11 protein-coding genes and 1 pseudogene are annotated in these 18,625 nt (G+C 69.8%); 5 read left to right on the top strand and 7 right to left on the bottom strand.

Going from position 1 to position 18,625, the window contains the following annotated elements; all coding sequences use genetic code 11:
• Positions 1–14: 14 nt before the first annotated feature.
• Genes RTW82_RS06350 through RTW82_RS06340 form a run of 3 tightly spaced genes read right to left on the bottom strand, consistent with a single transcriptional unit; the run spans position 15 to position 2,908 of the window.
• Positions 15–470, bottom strand: coding sequence for a DUF2214 family protein (locus tag RTW82_RS06350; protein ID WP_043246855.1), 456 nt, complete (start codon positions 468–470; stop codon positions 15–17).
• A gap of 49 nt (positions 471–519) precedes the next feature.
• Positions 520–1,548 carry a sensor domain-containing diguanylate cyclase gene (locus tag RTW82_RS06345; protein ID WP_316924581.1) on the bottom strand — a complete coding sequence of 343 codons (1,029 nt, stop codon included), beginning with the start codon at positions 1,546–1,548 and terminating at the stop codon, positions 520–522.
• A 13-nt stretch (positions 1,549–1,561) separates the two neighbouring features.
• On the bottom strand, positions 1,562–2,908 hold the full coding sequence (locus RTW82_RS06340; protein WP_316924580.1) for an MATE family efflux transporter: 1,347 nt from the start codon (positions 2,906–2,908) through the stop codon (positions 1,562–1,564).
• Positions 2,909–3,033: 125 nt separating this feature from the next.
• Between RTW82_RS06340 and RTW82_RS06335 the strand changes: the two genes are divergently transcribed.
• From RTW82_RS06335 to RTW82_RS31625, 4 genes and pseudogenes are all read left to right on the top strand, one after another.
• Positions 3,034–7,944: an alpha-2-macroglobulin gene (locus tag RTW82_RS06335; protein WP_316924579.1), complete on the top strand. Its 4,911-nt coding sequence runs from the start codon at positions 3,034–3,036 to the stop codon at positions 7,942–7,944.
• A gap of 199 nt (positions 7,945–8,143) precedes the next feature.
• Positions 8,144–10,459 (top strand): peptidoglycan glycosyltransferase PbpC, encoded by a 2,316-nt coding sequence (pbpC, locus tag RTW82_RS06330; protein ID WP_410478761.1) that lies wholly within the window; start codon positions 8,144–8,146, stop codon positions 10,457–10,459.
• Between the two features lie 135 nt (positions 10,460–10,594).
• Positions 10,595–11,659 (top strand): annotated as a pseudogene (locus RTW82_RS31630) (cache domain-containing protein); the annotation flags it as partial.
• A 129-nt stretch (positions 11,660–11,788) separates the two neighbouring features.
• The gene (locus RTW82_RS31625) at positions 11,789–12,526 is read left to right on the top strand and encodes a methyl-accepting chemotaxis protein (protein ID WP_410478760.1); all 738 of its coding nucleotides are present in this window, start codon (positions 11,789–11,791) and stop codon (positions 12,524–12,526) included.
• A gap of 21 nt (positions 12,527–12,547) precedes the next feature.
• Here the strand turns inward: RTW82_RS31625 and RTW82_RS06320 are convergent, their stop codons facing one another.
• From RTW82_RS06320 to RTW82_RS06310, 3 genes are all read right to left on the bottom strand, one after another.
• Positions 12,548–13,669: a GGDEF domain-containing protein gene (locus tag RTW82_RS06320; protein ID WP_316924577.1), complete on the bottom strand. Its 1,122-nt coding sequence runs from the start codon at positions 13,667–13,669 to the stop codon at positions 12,548–12,550.
• Positions 13,670–13,751: 82 nt separating this feature from the next.
• Positions 13,752–14,198 (bottom strand): DMT family transporter, encoded by a 447-nt coding sequence (locus tag RTW82_RS06315; protein ID WP_263404504.1) that lies wholly within the window; start codon positions 14,196–14,198, stop codon positions 13,752–13,754.
• Positions 14,199–14,265: 67 nt separating this feature from the next.
• Positions 14,266–15,147 carry an MBL fold metallo-hydrolase gene (locus RTW82_RS06310; protein WP_316924576.1) on the bottom strand — a complete coding sequence of 294 codons (882 nt, stop codon included), beginning with the start codon at positions 15,145–15,147 and terminating at the stop codon, positions 14,266–14,268.
• 97 nt (positions 15,148–15,244) lie between these two features.
• On the opposite strand from RTW82_RS06310, the gene RTW82_RS06305 reads away from it, so the two are divergent.
• Positions 15,245–16,144 carry a LysR family transcriptional regulator gene (locus tag RTW82_RS06305; RefSeq protein WP_316924575.1) on the top strand — a complete coding sequence of 300 codons (900 nt, stop codon included), beginning with the start codon at positions 15,245–15,247 and terminating at the stop codon, positions 16,142–16,144.
• A 186-nt stretch (positions 16,145–16,330) separates the two neighbouring features.
• Here RTW82_RS06305 and RTW82_RS06300 read toward each other — a convergent pair whose 3' ends face one another.
• Positions 16,331–18,346: an NADPH-dependent 2,4-dienoyl-CoA reductase gene (locus RTW82_RS06300; RefSeq protein ID WP_316924574.1), complete on the bottom strand. Its 2,016-nt coding sequence runs from the start codon at positions 18,344–18,346 to the stop codon at positions 16,331–16,333.
• Positions 18,347–18,625 lie beyond the last annotated feature (279 nt).

Genomic DNA, 18,625 nt, shown 5'->3' with positions numbered 1-18,625 from the left:
GAGCGACGTGACGATCAGGAGATCACGCCGAACCCGCGCGCCATCAGCGCGGCCAGCAGCGGGATGACCAGCGCCAGCAACAGCTCCAGGCGGATCGCCATGATCACCAGCTTGGCGGTCTTCGGGCTGACCTGGGGCACCTGGCCGGCCTTCAGTTCGTTGCGCCAGTTGAGGAAGACGAAGGTCGGCAGCGCGGACAGCAGCGCCACTAGGATGAACAGCCCGATCTTGGCGTGGAACAGGCTGTTCTTCAGGTAGTACTCGGTGCCCTTGCCGTACCACAGCACCCGTGCCAGGCCGGTGGCCAGCACCAGGCCGGCGCTCAGGCCGTAGGCGATGTCCACCCGGATCAGGCTGCGCGCGCGCTCCAGGTCCAGGGGCAGCTTGAACAGTCGGTGCTCCAGGACCAGCAGCGAGAACAGCAGGAAGATCGACAGGTAGTGCAGGTACGCGGCAATGGCTTGAGCCATGTGAACTCCTTCAGGTCATCAGGGGTGTTTCTTATAGGGGGCCGCCGCGTCAGTTGGCGCTCTCCACGCGGTTGCGGCCATTCTGCTTGGCCCGGTACAGGGCCCGGTCGGCCAGGTCCAGGGCTTCGTTCTGCGATTGCTCGGGGCTCACCAGCAGGGTGCCGGCGCTGAGGGTCTGGGCCAGTTCCTGGCCGGCGGCGCGCATCGGCTTCTCTGCGATGCAATGGCGCAGGCGCTCGGCGATATGGTTCAGTTCCTCGCCATCATGCACCGCCACCAGGGCGACGAACTCCTCGCCACCGATGCGCATCAGCAGGTCGTCGGGGCGCAGCGTCGCGGCCATGCGCCGCGAGCTTTCCCACAGCACCTGGTCGCCGGCGGCGTGGCCGTGTTGGTCGTTGACGCGCTTGAAGTGGTCGAGGTCGGCGTAGATCACCCCCAGGCGCAGCCCGGCCTTGTTCACCCGTGCCATTTCCTTGGGAAAGAACTGCGACAGGGCGCCCCGGTTCCACAGCTGGGTCAGCGGGTCGATCAGGGCTTTGCGCTGCTCGCGGTCCACCGCGCGGCGCAGGTTCTGCGTCTGCTGGGCCATGCCGCGCAGTTGCAGGTAGCCCTCGGCCAGGGTCGCCAGGTCGCGCAGGCGGAACAGCTCCTGCTGGTTCAGGGTGCGCGGCCTGGGGTCGAGCATGCACAGGGTGCCGATGGGCAGCGCATTGCTGGAGAACAGCGGCTGGCCGGCATAGAAGCGGATGAAGGGCCCCCCCACCACCAGCGGGTTGTCGCTGAAGCGCGCGTCGGTGCGCGCGTCGGGAATCAGCAGCGGGCCGTTGCCGAGGATGGCGTGGCCGCAGAAGGAAATGTCGCGTGGGGTTTCCGCGGCCTCGAGGCCGATGCGTGCCTTGAACCACTGGCGGTTGCGGTCCACCAGGCTGATCAGCACCGTTTCCACCTGGAACAGCTCCTGGGTCAGGCGCACCAGGGTGTCGAGGTAGAGCTCGGCGGGGGTGTCCAGGATGTCCTGTTCATCCAGGGCCTTCTGGCGTCGATCTTCTTCGGGGAAGCACGGAGCGGCGAGCATGGGATTCCTCCAGTCAGTTCTCATGCGTGAACCAGGCGTCGCTTCGGGACAGGCGCCAGGCGAATGCGCCAAGGCTCAGGCCGCGCAACAGCATAAAACAAAGGAACGCCAGCCATAGGCCATGGTTCCCCTGTGCCTGCAGCAGCCCCCCCAGGGGCAGGCTCAGTGCCACCGCCAGCAGCATGGCATCGCGCATCTCGCGGGCCCGGGTGGCGCCGATGAACAGGCCGTCCAGCAGGTAGCTCCACACCGCCACCAGCGGCAGCACCGCCAGATAAGGAAGATAGACGTGAGCGACCGCGCGCACCTCCCCTATGTCGCTCTGCATGTCGATGAACAGCCCCCCGGCCACGGCGAAGAACAGCGCGAAGGCCAGGCTCGCCAGCAACGACCAGGCACCGGCCACCAGCAGCGCGCGGCGCAGTTCCAGGCGGTTGCGCGCGCCGATGGCGTGGCCGCACAGGGCCTCCACCGCATGGGCCAGCCCGTCCAGGGCGTAGGCGGTCACGAGCAGGCCGTTGAGCAGCAGGGCGTTGGCCGCCACCGTGGCGTCGCCCATGCGCGTGCCCTGCACCGTCAGCAGGAAGAACACCAGTTGCAGCGCCAGGGAGCGGATGAAGATGTCGCGGTTCACCGTCAGCAGCGGGCGCCAGGCGCGCCACAGGCGCAGGGCCGGCCAGTCGATGCGCCCGGGGTGGCGGCGCAGGGCGCCACGGGTCAGCGCCAGGCCGATGGCCACCCCCGTCCACTCGGCGATCACCGCCGCCTGGGCCGCGCCGGCCACGCCCAGGTCGAGCCCGAGGACGAACCACAGCGCCAGGGCGATGTTGGTCAGGTTGGTGCCCAGCAGGATGGCCAGCGGCGCCCGGGCGTTCTGGGTGCCGAGGAACCAGCCCACCAGCGCGTAGTTGGCCAGGGCCGCCGGCAGGCCCAGCAGGCGCAGGTGGAAGAATTCCCGGGTCATGGCGTCCAGCTCGGCCGAGGGGTTCATCAGCCCCAGGGCCAGGCTGCTGAAGGGCACCGCCAGCAACCCCAGCAACGAGGCCAGGCCCAGCGCCAGGCCCAGGCCCTGCAGCAGCACCTGGCGCAGCGCGCCGCCATCGGCGCGGCCGGCGGCCTGGGCGGCGAAGCCGGTAGTGCCCATGCGCAGGAAGCCCAGCACCCCGAGCAGCAGCATATAGAGGGTGCTGCCCACCGCCACGGCGCCCAGCTGGTGGGCATGGGGCAGGTGGCCGACCACGGTGCTGTCCACCAGCGCCACCAGGGGCACGGAGATGTTGGACAGGATCATCGGCGCGGCCAGCGCCCAGACCCGGCGATGGGTGGGAACGTGCCGCCAGGCATCGAGAAAGGCGCGCATTCTGAGGCTCCGGAAGGGCTGCGCAGTATAGCGTTGCAAAAGCGTGAAAAAGGGGGCTTTACGGCCGCCGGGGCTCGTCTATAGTTGCCGCGCGCGCACCTGCGCGTCCCCTCCCCGGAGTCACCATGTCGTCGTACAAAGGATTGTTACTGGCCCTCTCGCTGGGGCTTCTTGCCGCCTGCGATTCCTCCACCCCCGAACACACCGCCGAGAAGCCACCCGCCCCGCCTGCCGCCGCCCAGGAGCAGCGCGCGCCGGCCGATGTCGGGGCGCTGGCCAAGCGTTTCGCCGGCCGCGAGCTCAAGGTGGTGGACGTCTCCGAAACCCAGCTCGACGGCTCCAGCACGCTGGCCGTGACCTTCTCCGTGCCCCTGGACCCGGAGCAGCCGTTCGCCGAGCGCCTGCACCTGGTGGACAGCGAGCGCGGCAAGGTGGATGGGGCCTGGGAGCTCTCCGACAACCTCATGGAATTGCGCCTGCGCCACCTCGAGCCCAAGCGCAACCTGGTGCTGACCGTCGACCCCGGCGTGCGCGCGGTCAACGACGCGCGCCTGGCCGCCGAGAGCGTCACCCACCTGCAGACCCGTGATCTGCAGGCCACGGTCGGCTTCGCCAGCCAGGGCTCGCTGCTGCCCACCCGCCTCGCCGAAGGGCTGCCGGTGATCGCCCTCAACGTCGACGCGGTGGACGTGGACTTCTTCCGCGTGCACGCCGATTCGCTGCCCGCGCTGCTGGCCCAATGGGGCCGCCGTGGCACCCTGGGCGTCTGGGAGGCCGACAACCTGCTGCAGATGGCGGACCTGGTCTACACCGGCCGCTTCGACCTCAAGCCGGCACGCAACACCCGCGAAACCCTGCTGTTGCCCATCGCCGGCCTCGAGCCGATGAAGCAGCCCGGCGTCTATGTCGCGGTGATGCGTCGCTCCGGCAGCTACAGCTACTACACCCCGGCGACCCTGTTCAGCCTCAGCGACATCGGCCTCTCCGCCCACCGCTACCAGGACCGCCTGGACGTCTTCACCCAGGCCCTGGAAGGCGGCAAGGCCCAGGCCGAGGTCGAACTGGAACTGCTCGGCGACAAGGGCCAGGTCCTCGCCAAGGGCAAGACCGATGGCCAGGGCCATACCCAGCTGCCGCTGACCGGCGAGGCCCGCGTGCTGCTGGCGCGCCAGGGCGAACAGACCAGCGTGCTGCGTCTCGATACCCCCTCGCTGGACCTCTCCGAATTCGACATCACCGGGCCCCAGGCCACCCCGCTGCAATTCTTCGTATTCGGCCCGCGTGATCTCTATCGCCCCGGCGAGACCGTGCTGCTCAACGCCCTGCTGCGTGACGGCGACGGCCGCGCGGTGGCGGGCCAGCCGGTGACGGTCGAGGTGCGCCGCCCGGACGAGCAGGTCAGCCGCCGCTTCGTCTGGAACCCCGACGAAGGCGGGCTCTACCAGTACCAGCTGGCGCTCTCCGGGGACTCCCCTACCGGCCGCTGGCAATTGCTGATGGACCTGGGCAACGGCCACAAGGAACTCTACGAATTCTCGGTCGAGGACTTCCTCCCCGAGCGCCTGGCCCTGGAGCTCAAGGGCAGCGACGAGCCCCTGGCGCCGGACGACGCGGCGCGCTTCCAGGTCGAAGGTCGTTACCTCTACGGCGCGCCGGCCTCGGGCAACCGCCTGCTGGGCCAGCTCTACGTCCGTCCCCTGCGCGAGGCGGTGGAAAGCCTGCCCGGCTATCAGTTCGGCTCGGTGACCGAGGAGGAACTGAACCAGGACATCGAGCTGGATGAAACCACCCTCGACGAAGCCGGCAAGGGCGCCCTGGAAATCGACAGCCGCTGGGCCAGCGCCCGCTCGCCCTTGCAGCTCACCCTCCAGGCCAGCCTGCAGGAAACCGGCGGCCGCCCCATCACCCGGCGCCTGCAGCAGCCGGTCTGGCCGGCACCGCGCATGCCCGGCCTGCGCACCCTGTTCGACGGTGAGGCGGTCGATACCGACAGCCTTGCCGAGGTGGAGCTGCTGGTGGCCGACCCGGCCGGCAACAAGCTGGAGGCCAAGGGCCTCAAGGTGCGCCTGGTACGCGAGCGCCGTGACTACTACTGGAACTATTCCGACGGCGAAGGCTGGAGCTACCACTACAACGAGAAGTTCTTGAACGTCGACGAGCAGCTGGTCGACGTCGCCGCCAACGGCACCACCAAGGTCAGCTTCCCGGTGGAGTGGGGCGCCTACCGCGTCGAGGTCGAAGACCCGCAAAGCGGTGTCATCAGCAGCCTGCGCTTCTGGGCCGGCTACCGCTGGCAGGACAACACCGACGGCGGCGCGGTGCGCCCCGACCAGGTCAAGCTGGCGCTGGACAAGCCCGCCTACGGCGAAGGCGAGGTGGCCAAGGTCACCGTCACCCCGCCCGCGGCCGGCAGCGGCTACCTGCTGGTGGAGTCGGCCGACGGCCCGCTCTGGTGGCAGAGCATCGAGGTACCCGCCGAGGGCAAGGCCTTCGAGATCCCCATTGCCCGCGAATGGGCGCGCCACGACCTGTACGTCAGCGCCCTGGTGGTACGCCCCGGCGAGCGCAAGGAGCGGGTCACCCCGCGCCGCGCCGTCGGCCTGTTGCACCTGCCCATCGACCGGGCCCAGCGCAAGCTGGCGCTGACCCTCAGCGCCCCGGAGAAGATGCGCCCCAGCCAGCCGCTGGCGGTGCATGTGCAAGCCAGGAACGCCGATGGCAGCCCGGCGCGCCAGGTGCGCGTGCTGGTCGCCGCGGTGGATGTCGGCATCCTCAATATCACCAATTACGCCACGCCGGACCCCTTCGCCGCGCTGTTCGGGCGCAAGGCCTATGGCGCCGACCAGCTCGACGTCTACGGCCAGCTCATCGAAGCGGGGCTGGGGCGCCTGGCATCCATCGCCTTTGGCGGTGACGCCGGCCTCACCGCCGGTGGCAAGCGTCCGCAGACCCAGGTGCGCCTGGTGGCGCTGCAAAGCGTGCCGCTGACCCTGGACGACCAGGGCGAGGGCGAGCTCAGCCTCGATATCCCCGACTTCAACGGCGAACTGCGCCTGATGGCCCAGGCCTGGAGCGACGACCGCTACGGCATGGCCGAAGCCAAGACGGTGGTGGCCGCGCCCCTGGTGGCCGAACTCTCGGCGCCGCGCTTCCTTGCCGGTGGCGACGAAACCACCGTGGCGCTGGACCTGACCAACCTCTCCGGCAAGCCCCAGGCACTGGATGTGCGCCTGGAAGCAGAAGGCCAGCTGCGCCTGTCCGACAGCCCCGGCAGCCAGACCGCACCGCTGCAACTGGCCGACGGCCAGCGCACCACTCTGCGCATCCCGGTGCGCGCCCTCGGTGGCTACGGGCAGGGCCGGCTCAAGGTCTCGGTCAACGGCATGGAGCTGCCCGGCGAAACCCTGCAACCCTTCGCCCGTGACTGGACCCTGGGCATCCGCCCGGCCTGGCCGGCGCTGGTGAAGAACTTCCGCGCGGTGCTCAAGGGCGACAGCTGGAGCCTGCCCGCCGGCACCCTGGACGCCTTCGAGCCGGCCGGGCGTGAAGCGTTGCTGGCCGTCTCCTCGCGCCCGCCGCTGAACATCGGCGAGCAGATCCGCGCCCTGCGTGCCTACCCCTACGGCTGCGCCGAGCAGACCACCAGCGGCCTCTACCCCTCGCTCTATGCGGACGCGGCGACCCTGTCGCGCCTGGGCATCGAAGGTGAGAAGGACGAAGCGCGCCGCCGCGCCATCGAAATCGGCATCGAGCGCCTGCTGGGCATGCAGCGCTACAACGGCAGCTTCGGCCTGTGGAGCGCGGAGAGCGAAGAGGAGTACTGGCTCACCGCCTATGTCAGCGACTTCCTCCTGCGCGCCCGTGACCAGGGCTTCGCCGTGCCCGCCGAACCGCTGAAGCGTGCCAACGAGCGCCTGCTGCGCTACCTGCAGGAGCCGAGCCTGATCGAGGTCTCCTACAGCCAGTACCCCGGCCACAGCCGTTTTGCCGTGCAGGCCTATGCCGGCTACGTGCTCGCCCGCAGCCAGCAGGCGCCCCTGGGGGCCCTGCGCAGCCTGTACGAGCGCCGCGCCGATTCCCGCTCCGGCCTGCCGCTGGTGCAACTGGCCGTCGCCCTCAAGGCCATGGGCGACCAGCCCCGCGCCGACCTGGCCCTGGACGCCGGGCTCGCCGTGCAGCGCGACGACACCTTCTGGCTCGACGACTACGGCAGCCGCCTGCGTGACCAGGCGATGATCCTCGCCCTGCTGGAAGAGAACGACCTCGCCGCTGATCGCCGCGAGGCGCTGCTGTTCGATCTCGCCGACCTGCTGGCCTCCAAGGAGTGGCTGTCGACCCAGGAGCGCAACTCGCTGTTCCTCGCCGGCCGCAGCCTGCTGGGCAAGGCCGAGCCGCAATGGCAGGCCAGCCTGGAGGTGGCCGGCCAGCGTCATGCCCTGGACAACAACCGGGGCGGGCTCAAGCTGGACGAGGCGCAACTGGCCGAACCGCTGACCCTGGCCAGCCAGACCAAGGCGCCGCTCTACCAGCGCCTGACCCTGTCCGGCTACCCGAGCCAGGCGCCCAAGGCGGGGGGTGAGAACTTCACCATCCACCGCGAGTACCTGGGCATGGACGGCAAGCCGCTGGATATCCGCAACCTGGAAAGCGGCCAGCTGGTGCTGGTGCACATCGGCATCGAGGCCAAGATGCGCGCGCCCGACGGCCTGGTGGTGGACCTGCTGCCCGCCGGCCTGGAGCCGGAGAACCAGAACCTGGGGCAGAGCGCCGCCAGCCTGCAGGACGCCAGCAGCGAGGTTAAGGAGTGGCAGGAAGCGATGCAGAACGCCGCGATCAAGCACCAGGAATTCCGTGACGACCGCTTCGTCGCGGCGGTGGATATCCGCGAGTACGAGCGCACCCACCTGCTGTACCTGGCCCGCGCCGTAACCCCCGGCCGCTACCGCGTGCCGCCGCCCCAGGTGGAGTCGATGTACCGCCCGGAATGGCAGGCACTGGGCGATGCGCCGGAGGAAATGGTGGTCAAGGCACGCTGAGGCTATTCGAGTAGGCCTCGTGTTCGCGAGGGTGACGGTCAGGTGCCGTCATTCCCGCGAACGTGCCGCTCATTCACAGGATGGGTAGAGCGAAGCGAAACCCATCATCAGGTCGCCTCGAAGCGGCCTGTCGCACGGTCCCATTTCGGAGCCCTCATTCTTGTCGTTCCCCTCCACCTTGCACCGTGCCCGTCGCCTGCTGAAGCGCCGCTGGGTTGTGCTGCCGTTGCTGCTCCTGGCGCTGCTCTGGTGCGCCGACCGATTGTTCCCGCTGCCCCTGCCGGCGGACGACCAGGCGCGGGTGGTGCTGGCCGAGGACGGCACGCCGCTGTGGCGCTTCGCCGATGCCGAAGGCGTGTGGCGCTACCCGGTCACCCCGCAGCAGGTCTCGCCCTATTACCTGGAGGCGCTGCTCGGCTACGAGGACCGCTGGTTCTACCGTCATCCCGGGGTCAACCCGCTGGCCCTGGGCCGTGCGGCCTGGCAGAACTTCAGCGATGGGCGCGTGGTGTCCGGTGGCAGCACCCTGTCGATGCAGGTGGCGCGGCTGCTGGACCCGCACCCGCGCACCTTCGCCGGCAAGCTGCGCCAGCTGTGGCGCACGCTGCAGCTGGAGTGGCACCTGTCCAAGGACGAAATCCTCACCCTTTACCTGGACCGCGCGCCGTTCGGCGGCACCCTGCAGGGGGTGGCTGCGGCGAGCTGGGCCTACCTGGGCAAACCGCCAAGCCAGCTGACCCGTGCCGAGGCCGCCTTGCTGGCGGTCCTGCCCCAGGCGCCGAGCCGCCTGCGCCCGGACCGCCACCCACAGCGCGCCACCGAAGCCCGGAACAAGGTGCTGCAGCGCCTCGCCGGCTACGGCATCTGGCCCCAGGTGGCGGTGGACGAGGCACTGGAGGAACCGGTGCTGCTGGCGCCGCGCCGGGAGCCGAGCCTGGCGCCGCTGCTGTCGCGACGGCTGAACCGGCCGGGCAGCCCGCCGCTGATCCGCACCACCCTGGACGCGACCCTGCAGCGACGCATGGAGGACCTGCTGCTGGGCTGGCGTGCGCGCCTGCCTGAGCGCACCTCGGCGGCGATCCTTGTGGTGGAGCACTCGACCATGGCGGTGCGCGCCTACCTGGGCTCGGTGGAGATGGACGACGCCCGCCGCTTTGGCCATGTCGACATGGTCGGCGCCCTGCGCTCGCCGGGTTCCACCCTCAAGCCCTTCCTCTATGGCATGGCCCTGGACGCCGGGCTGATCCACTCCGAATCCCTGTTGCAGGACGTGCCGCGCCGCTATGGCGACTACCGCCCCGGCAACTTCTCCAGTGGTTTCAGCGGGCCGGTGGCGGCCAGCGACGCCCTGGCCACCTCCCTCAACCTGCCCGCCGTGCAACTGCTGGAAGCCTATGGGCCGAAGCGCTTCGCCGGCGAGCTGCGCAGCGCCGGCTTGCCGCTGGTGCTGCCGGCGGGCGCGCAGCCGAACCTGGCGCTGATCCTCGGCGGTGCCGGCGCGCGCCTGGAAGACCTGGTGGGGGCCTATGCCGCCTTCGCCCGTCAGGGCCGCGCCGCTGCACCGCGCCTGCAACCCGACGACGGCCTGCGCGAAAAGCGCCTGCTCTCGCCCGGGGCGGCCTGGATCGTGCGGCGCATCCTCTCCGGCCAGGCGCAGCCCGAGCGTGACCCGCACGCGCTGCCGACCATGCGCCCGGCGCTGGCGGTGAAGACCGGCACCAGCTACGGCTTCCGCGACGCCTGGGCCATAGGCGTGGGGCCGCGCTACCTGGTCGGCGTGTGGATCGGCCGCCCCGACGGCACGCCGGTGCCCGGCCAGTTCGGCCTGGCCTCGGCAGCGCCCTTGCTGGTGCAGGTGCACGATGTGCTGCTCAACCGCGACGCCCAGCGCGGCCTCGCCCAGCCGCTGGATGAAAAGCCCGCCTCGGTGGGCATCGCCGCCATCTGCTGGCCCCTCGGGCAGGCGCTGCCCCAGGGCGACCCCAACTGCCGCCGCCAGCGCTTCGCCTGGACCCTCGACGGTACCGTTCCGCCGACCCTGCAGGCCGCCGACCAGCCCCTGGGCCTCGGCCTGCGCCAGCCGCTGTGGCTGGACGCCCAAGGCTTGCGCACCGCGCCGGACTGCCCGGGCGCCACGCGCCGCGACCTCGATCTCTGGCCCGCCCCGCTGGAGCCCTGGTTGCCCCGGCGCGAGCGGCGTTCGGCGCTGCTGCCGGCGGTTTCGCCCACCTGCCCGCCGCCCCTGCCGCCGGCGGCCGCGCCGCTGACCATCGTCGGCCTCCGCGCCGGCGGGCAGCTGCGGCGCCCGGCGGCCAGTGACGGGCCGCTGCGGGTGCGCCTCTCGGCCCTTGGCGGCAGTGGCCGGCGCTGGTGGTTCCTCGATGGCCAGCCACTGGGTGAAAGCGCCGCCGATGCCGCCTTCGACCAAGTGATCGAAGGCCTCGGCCGGCACCAGCTGAGCCTGCTGGACGAAGCCGGCGCTACCGCTCGTCTGGAGTTCCGCGTGATCGAATGAGTTTGGACTCAAGTAGGGATATCCCTTGGGCGATAACAGCTTGTACATTTCAGCCGGATTAATTGTCCGATTCTCTGTATACAATCTGCCGCCGTCCTCACCGAGCCCCTATAAAAACTCCAAGGAGACACCTCCATGCGCCTCTGGCAACGCAGTATTCAGTGGCAGCTGATCCTCAGCATGGGCGCAGCCCTGCTGGCCAGCATCCTTATCGTGGTCGGAATCTATTCCGCCGTGGTCAACCGCCTCACCGACCGCTACCTGGTGGGTGAAGCCTTGCCCAAAAGCACGCTGGCGATCCGCAACGACCTCGAGCGGGTACTGGCCGAGCCGCTCACCGCGGCCCAGGGCATCGCCCAGAACAGCCTGGTGCATGACTGGCTCAGCGCCGGCGAGGACGCCGCGCGGCAGCCGGACTTCGTCCGCTACCTGTCGGGCGTGCAGGGCCAGCAGAAGGCGTTGACCACCTTCCTGGTGGGGCTGGATTCGGGCAACTACTACACCGACAAGGGCCTGAACCGCACGCTGACCCGCGGCCCGCAGGAGAACAACTGGTTCTACGGCTTCGTCGATGGCAGCAAGGACCGCTCGCTGGACATCGACGTCGACGCCAGCACCCACCAGCCGACCCTGTTCATCAACCAGCGCGTCTCCGCCGGCGGCAAGACCCTGGGCGTCGCCGGCCTGGGCTACAGCCTCAGCGGCATGAGCGACCTGATCCGCAACTTCCGCTTCGGCCAGAACGGCCGCGTCTACCTGGCCAGCGCCGACGGCAAGGTGAAGATCCACCCGCAGTCCGAATTCAACGACACCCGCACCTTGCAGGAGCTGACCGGTGCCGATGCGGCCCGCCACTTGTTGCAAGGCGAGGGCAAGGCCGTGACCTTCGAGCGTGATGGCGAGAGCTTCCTGGCCCTGGCGCAGCCGCTGCAGTCCATCGACTGGGTGCTGGTGAGCGAGGTGCCCGAGGCGGAGATCTACGGCGAGGCGCGCCAGGCGCTGGTGATGACCAGCCTGGTGGGCATCGGCGTGGCGCTGCTGTTCCTGGTGCTGGTGGTGTTCCTCGCCCGTGGGCTGGTGCGGCCGATCCGCCAGGTGACCTCCGCGCTGGTGGAGATCGGCGGTGGCGGCGGCGACCTGACCCGACGCCTGAACGACAACCGCGCCGACGAACTGGGCGACCTGGCCCGGGGCTTCAACCGCTTCCTCGAAGGCCAGCGCAGCCTCATCGCCGAAGTCCTGTCCACCAGCCAGAGCCTGCGTACCGCCGTGGGCCAGGTGGCCACCGTAGTCGACAACACCGCCGGCCGCGCCGTGCAGCAGCAGGAGATGACCGATATGGTCGCCACCGCCGTGCACGAGATGGGCCTGACGGTGCAGGAGATCGCCCGCAACGCCGGCAACGCCGCCCTCAGCTCGCAGCAGGCCCGCGACGAGGCGCTGCAGGCGCGCAAGGTGGTGGGCGAATCCATCGGCCATATCGAGCGCATGTCCGGCGAGATCAGCGGCGCCGCGGGCGCGGTGACCGAACTGGCCACCCAGGTGGCGTCCATCGACCAGGTGCTGGCGGTGATCCGTGGCATCTCCGAGCAGACCAACCTGCTGGCGCTCAACGCCGCCATCGAAGCGGCCCGCGCCGGCGAGATGGGCCGTGGTTTCGCCGTGGTGGCCGATGAGGTGCGCACCCTGGCCAGCCGCACCCAGTCGTCCACCGACGAAATCCAGCAGATGATCCAGCGCCTGAAGTCCGGCGCCGAGACGGCCGTGACCTCCATGCATGCCGGCCAGTCGGCCACCGGCACCGGTGTCGAGGCCAGCCAGCGCACCGGCAGCTCCCTGTCGGCGATCACCGAGCAGATCGAGAAGATCAGCGACATGAACCACCAGGTGGCGGCCGCCACCGAGGAGCAGTCGTCGGTCACCGAGGAGATCAACCGCAACGTCCAGGGCATCGCCGACCTGGCGGGTGCCACCGCCGGTGAAGTGCGGTCCTGCCGCGAGGATTGCCAGGTGCTCAGCCGCCTGGCCGATGACCTGGCGCGGCAGATGGGCAGCTTCCGTCTCTGACGGGCCGCCCGGAGGAAGGGGTCAGGCCGTTTCCAGGCGGTCGCGGCCCTTTTCCTTGGCCTGGTAGAGCGCGTCGTCGACGCGCTTGAAGAAGGCCTCGGCATCACCGTCGCGCTGCGGGTCGTAGCAGCCGACGCCGAGGCTGGTGGTCAGCGGCAGGGTTTCGCCCTTCACCCCGAAGCCCTTGGCCGCCAGGTCGCGGCGGAAGTCCTCGGCCAGTTTCGATGCCTGTTTCAGCCCGGTCTCGGGCATCAGCACACCGAACTCCTCGCCCCCCAGGCGCAGCAGCGCATCGCTGTCGCGGCGGAATACTTCGCGCATGCGTTCGGCGAACTGCTGCAGGCACAGGTCGCCCATGGCGTGGCCGTGCTCGTCGTTGATGCGCTTGAAGAAGTCGATGTCCAGCAGCACCAGGGACAGCGGCGAGCCCTGGCGCGCGGCGCTGGCGACCATGGCGGGGAACAGGTTGTTGAACTGGTAGCGGTTGCCCAGCTGGGTGAGGCCATCGGTGCGGCTCAGGGCGTCCAGGCGCTGGCGCTGCTCCAGCAGTTGCAGCTCCAGTTCCAGGGTGCCCTGGTATTCGCGGTGGCTGCGCGACAGCGCCAGCAGCAGGTAGCTGAGGTAGAAGGCCAGGGTCACCAGTTCGGCGCGCATCGGCTCGGGGTGGAAGCCCAGGGCTACCAGGCCCGGCAGGTAGAGCAGCAGGATGGCGACCACGGCGCGGCCCCGGCGCATGGCGAAGTTGAAGGCCATGGCGGTGCTGAAGGCGATGGTGCTGAGGGTGGCGATGATCCGCGAGTCGCTGAAGTCCGGGTTCAGCAGCAGCCAGGCGTGGGCCAGGCCCCAGGCCAGGCAGGTGGCCAGGATCAGCGTCCAGTGGCGGTTGAGCCAGCCCAGCAGCTCCAGCTCGGCGGCGCCCTTGCGCGGGATGTGGGCGATGCGCGCCGCCAGCATCAGGGCGAAGAACAGGGTGCCGGCCAGGCCGATGCCGAGGTACTGCAGGGGCGTTGCGCTGAACAGCCAGGAAAGCAGCCAGGCCAGCAGGTAGTAGAGGCCGCCGAGGCGCGTGCGGATGCGGGTGTCCTGGATCTCGCGCCAGAGGGCGAAACCCTCCGGTTGTTGCGGCAGCTCTGCGTCAGTCATGTGCTGTGATCACAAATACGGCTGGATGCGCAGAGCTTATCGCGTTCCTCGGGCGATAGCAGCAAATGGCTATCGCAGTTCGTCAGCCGCGGCGGATCATCCACACGCCGCCGATGATCAGGGCCATGCCGGCGATCTTGCCGAGGCTGATGGGCGCTTCGCGGTAGCCGGCCCAGCCGTAGTGATCGAGCACCAGGGCCATGCTCAACTGGCCGGCCAGGACCAGGGCCATGAACAGCATGGCGCCGATGCGCGGCCCGGCGAAGGCGGCGGTGGCGATGAACACGGCGCCCAGCAGGCCACCGCTCCAGTGCCACCAGGTGAGCCCCTTCAGCGCCGTGAAGCTGGGCAGCTCGCGTTGCACGGCGGCCACCACGAAGAGCGCCACGGTGCCCACCAGGAAGGAGATCAGCGCGGCGCCCATGACGCTGGACACCTGCTTGGACAGCAGGCCGTTGATGCCGGCCTGCAAGGGCAGGAAGGCGCCGGCGATGAAGGGCAGGGCGAGCAGCCACCAGGCGCTGGGCATGTGAGTCTCCGGTTTTCGGCGGGCGCACAGTATGCCGTCGACGCCGGTGGCTGTCGTCGTCAGTGGATCAGGGCCACTGCATCTCGCCCTTGAGCACCTTGGCGCTCAGTTCGAGGTCGGCCTCGCCGGCCAGGCCCGGGTAACGCTTCTTCATCGCGGCGGTCAGCTCGGCGGCGTTCTTCGCCTTGGGCAGTTCCTGCTCCAGGGCCTTGAGGTAGCCACGGGTGAAGTGCAGGTCGCCGAGGCCGACGGCGCGCTCGCCCAGGTAGTGGCCGGGGATCACCTGCTCGGGCTTCAGCGCTTCGATGCGGTCCAGTGCGGCGATCCAGTTACGGCGCGATTCGACGCTCTGCGAGTCGGCGGTCCACACATGCATGTTGCCGCTCACCAGCACGCCGCCCAGCTGGGTGCGCAGGGAGGGGATCCACAGGCCGGTGTGGGCCGGGTCGGCGCCGTCCAGGCCGATCACGTCGATGCGCTGGCCTTCCAGCTCCAGGCTGTCGCCCTTCAGCGGCTGCGGCACTACCACGGCCTTGGGCGCGCCGTCCTTGAGGATCGGGCCCCAGTAGGCGAGTTTCAGGTCCTTGGTGGCCTTGATGTGCTCGATGGTCGGGGCGGTGGCCAGCACCTTGGCCTCGGGGAAGGCACGCAGCAGGGTGTCCAGGCCGAAGTAGAAGTCCGGGTCGCCGTGGCTGATGAAAATGGTGGTCAGACGCTTGCCGCTGGCCTGGATGCGTTTCACCAGTTCGTCGGCCTCGTGGCTGGAGAACTGCGCGTCCACCAGCAGGGCGTCGTGCTCGCCGAGGATCAGCGACGAGGTGACCGGGAACACGGCCTTGTCGCCGGGGTTGTAGACCTGCAGTTGCAGGGGCTGGGCCAGGGCGCTGCCGGTGGCGGCGATCAGGGTGGCGCCGGCCAGGAGGCGGCGCAGGAAAGCGATGGGGGCCATGATGGGGTCCTCGATGGAAAGGCATCAGGATAGTTGCTCGTTGTGCAGCTAAAAACGCCATAATCCGCGCATCTTTGTTGCACATTCCGAGCGTGTCATGGACCGAATAACCGCCATGCGGGTCTTCGTCGAGGTGGTGGAGCGGGGCAGCCAGACCGCCGCCGCCGACGCCCTGGAAATGTCCCGGGCGATGGTTTCGCGCCATCTCGCCGCGCTGGAGGATTGGGCCGGTGCGCGCCTGCTGCACCGCAGCACCCGGCGCCTGAGCCTGACCGGCACCGGCGAGCGGATGCTGCCGCAATGCCGCGAGGTCTGTGCCCTGGCCGAGGCCATGCAGGGGCTGGGGCGGGACAGCCGCGAGGCCCCCCGTGGGCGGCTGCGCATCACCTGCAGCCAATCCTTCGCCCAAGCCTGGCTGGTGCACGAGATCGGCCGCTTCCAGACGACCTATCCCGGCGTCAGCGTCGACCTGCTGGTGAGCAGCCAGGCGGTGAACCTGATCGAGGAGCGCATCGACCTGGCGCTGCGCATCACCAACCAGCTGGACCCCAACCTGGTGGCGCGCAAGCTCGCCACCTGCCGCTCGGTGGTCTGTGCCACCCCGGCCTACCTGGCCCGCCACGGCATGCCGCGCACCCCCGAGGACCTGGTCCGGCACAACTGCCTGACCTACTCCTTCTTCGGCCGCAGCCTCTGGGCCTTCTTCCGCGACGGCGAACCTTGCGCGGTGTCGGTGGACGGCAGCCTCAGCGCCAACGAATCCATGGTGCTGCTGGAAGCCACCCTGGCCGACCAGGGCATCAGCCTGCAGCCGCGCTACTCGGTTGCCGCGCAGCTGCGCTCCGGCGCCCTGGTGCACCTGCTGCCCGGCTACGAGCCCCAGGAGCTGGGCATCTACGCCCTCTACGGCACCCGCCGGCAGATGCCCACCGCCCTGCGTTTGCTGCTCGACCACCTGGCCGAACGCCTGCAGGACAACCCCGACTGGGACCTGTGAGCCTGCACGTCCCGGGCTGAAGCCCGGCTACATGGGCGTTGGCAGCGGGCTCTTGTGGGAGCGGATTCATCCGCGAATAAAACCGCCGGGTTGCACCCGACCTACGGTCCCGGTTCGTGCGGTGGCGGCATCCGTAGGATGGCGTAGAGCGCAGCGAAACCCATCGAGCGGAGTGGCAGGCTGCCCCTAGAGCCGCGCCGCCAGCTCCGCACCTTCCCTGATCGCCCGCTTGGCATCCAGCTCGCCGGCACGGCGGGCGCCGCCGATCAGGTGCAGGCGCAGGTGGTCGGAGCCCTGCACCGGTTGCAGCTCGCACAGGGGCTCCTGGCCGGCGCAGATGACCACGTTGTCCACCGGCAGCACCTGTTCCTTGCCATCCACTTCGATGTGCAGGCCGTCGTTGTCGATGCGCTGGTAGCTGACCCCGCCCATCATCCGTACGCCGTTGCGCGCCAGGTGGGCACGGTGCACCCAGCCACTGGTCTTGCCCAGGCCGCTGCCCAGTGCGCCGGGCTTGCGTTGCAGCAGCCAGATCTCCCGCTGCGGCCGTGCCGGCTCGGCGGGCACCAGGCCGCCGGGGGTGGTGGCGGCCAGGTCGATGCCCCAGTCCGCCAGCCATTGTTCTGCGCCCGGCGCATGGTCGTGGAGCAGGAAGGCGGCGAGGTCGAAGCCGATGCCGCCCGCGCCGATCAGCGCCACCCGGGGGCCCACCGGGGCGCCCTGCAGCACCTGCAGGTAGCTGAGCACCTTGGCGTGATGGATGCCGTCGATGGCCGGCAGGCGCGGGCGCACACCGGTGGCGACTATCACGTCGTCGTAGTGGCCGCTGAGTTCGCCGGGGGCGATGCGCCGGCCCAGCACCAGCTCCACCCCCAGGCGCTGCAGGCGCACGCGGAAGTAGCGCAGGGTCTCGTCGAACTCTTCCTTGCCGGGGATGCGCCGGGCCAGGTTGAACTGCCCGCCTATGCAGTCGGCAGCCTCGAACAGGGTGACCCGGTGCCCGCGCTCGGCGGCCACGCAGGCGGCGGAGAGCCCGGCCGGGCCGGCACCGACTACGGCGATGCGCTTGTGCTGGCGGGCGCGGGAGTAGCGCAGCTCAGTCTCGTGCACGGCGCGCGGGTTGACCAGGCAACTGGCGCGGCGGTTGGCGAAGGCATGGTCGAGGCAGGCCTGGTTGCAGGCGATGCAGGTGTTGATTTCGTCGCCCTTGCCGGCGGCGGCCTTGGCGACGAACTGCGGGTCGGCCAGCAGCGGGCGGGCCATGGACACCAGGTCCGCCTGGCCGCTTGCGACGATGGCTTCGGCCAGTTCCGGGGTGTTGATGCGGTTGCTGGCGATCAGCGGGATGCGCAGCTCCTTGCGCAGCCGCGCGGTGACCTCGACGAAGGCGCCACGGGGCACCGAGGTGACGATGGTCGGCACCCGCGATTCGTGCCAGCCGATGCCGGTGTTGAGCAGGGTGAGGCCGGCGTCCTGCAGGGCGAGGGCGATCTCGCGCACTTCCTCCCAGGTGTTGCCGCCTTCCACCAGGTCCAGCAGCGACAGGCGGTAGCAGAGGATGAAGCGCTCGCCGGCCATGCGGCGGATGCGCCGGACGATCTCCAGCGCCAGGCGCATGCGGTTCTCCAGGCTGCCGCCCCAGCGGTCGCGGCGCTGGTTGGTGCGCGGGCAGAGGAACTGGTTGAGCAGGTAGCCCTCGCTGCCCATCACCTCGACGCCGTCATAGGCCGCCGCCTTGGCCAGGCGCGCGCAGCGCACGAAGGCGCGGATGGTCTTCTCGATGCCGCGCTCGCTCAGCTCCCTCGGGGCGAACCAGCTGATGGGGGATTTGACCGGCGAGGCGGAGACCACCAGCGGGTGATAGCCGTAGCGCCCGGCATGGAGGATCTGCAGCAGGATGCGCCCACCTTCCGCGTGCACCGCCTGGGTCAGGCGCCGGTGCGCGGGCACTTCCATGCCGCCGGTGAGGCTGCTGCCCAGGGGCAGCAGCCAGCCCTCGCGGTTGGGTGCGAAACCGCCGGTGATGATCAGCCCCACGCCGCCCCGGGCGCGCTCGCGGTAGTAGGCGGCGAGCTTGCCGAAGTCCCACAGGCGGTCTTCCAGCCCGGTGTGCATCGAGCCCATCACCACGCGGTTGCGCAGCTGGACGAAGCCGAGATCGAGGGGGGACAGCAGATGCGGGTAGGGCGATGGGCTGTGCATGGGGGGCCGTCGAGGAGGGGGCGGACCCTCACCATAGAAAGATGCGCAGGCGCGGTGAACGGCCCGGCTGACGGCATCGCCGGGCATTTCGGTCAAGGCGCTTCACGCCCGTCGGCTAAGAGCAGCGGCGGGCGACACCACGCGCTGTGCGGCCTATCTTTTCCTGCAGGCCCTGTCGGGCCGTTGGCACTGGCAGAACTTTGCACCGCCGTATCGTCGTGAGCCCGGACCAGGGCGCCTTGAGTGGACGTTGCAGGGCAATCTTGCGAGTGGGTGATC

The organism is Pseudomonas sp. zfem005 (assembly GCF_032621735.1).
In the GTDB taxonomy this organism is placed as follows: domain Bacteria; phylum Pseudomonadota; class Gammaproteobacteria; order Pseudomonadales; family Pseudomonadaceae; genus Metapseudomonas; species Metapseudomonas solani.
Note: the sequence above shows the minus strand (reverse complement) of the source record. Positions and strands in the feature narration are given on the sequence as shown.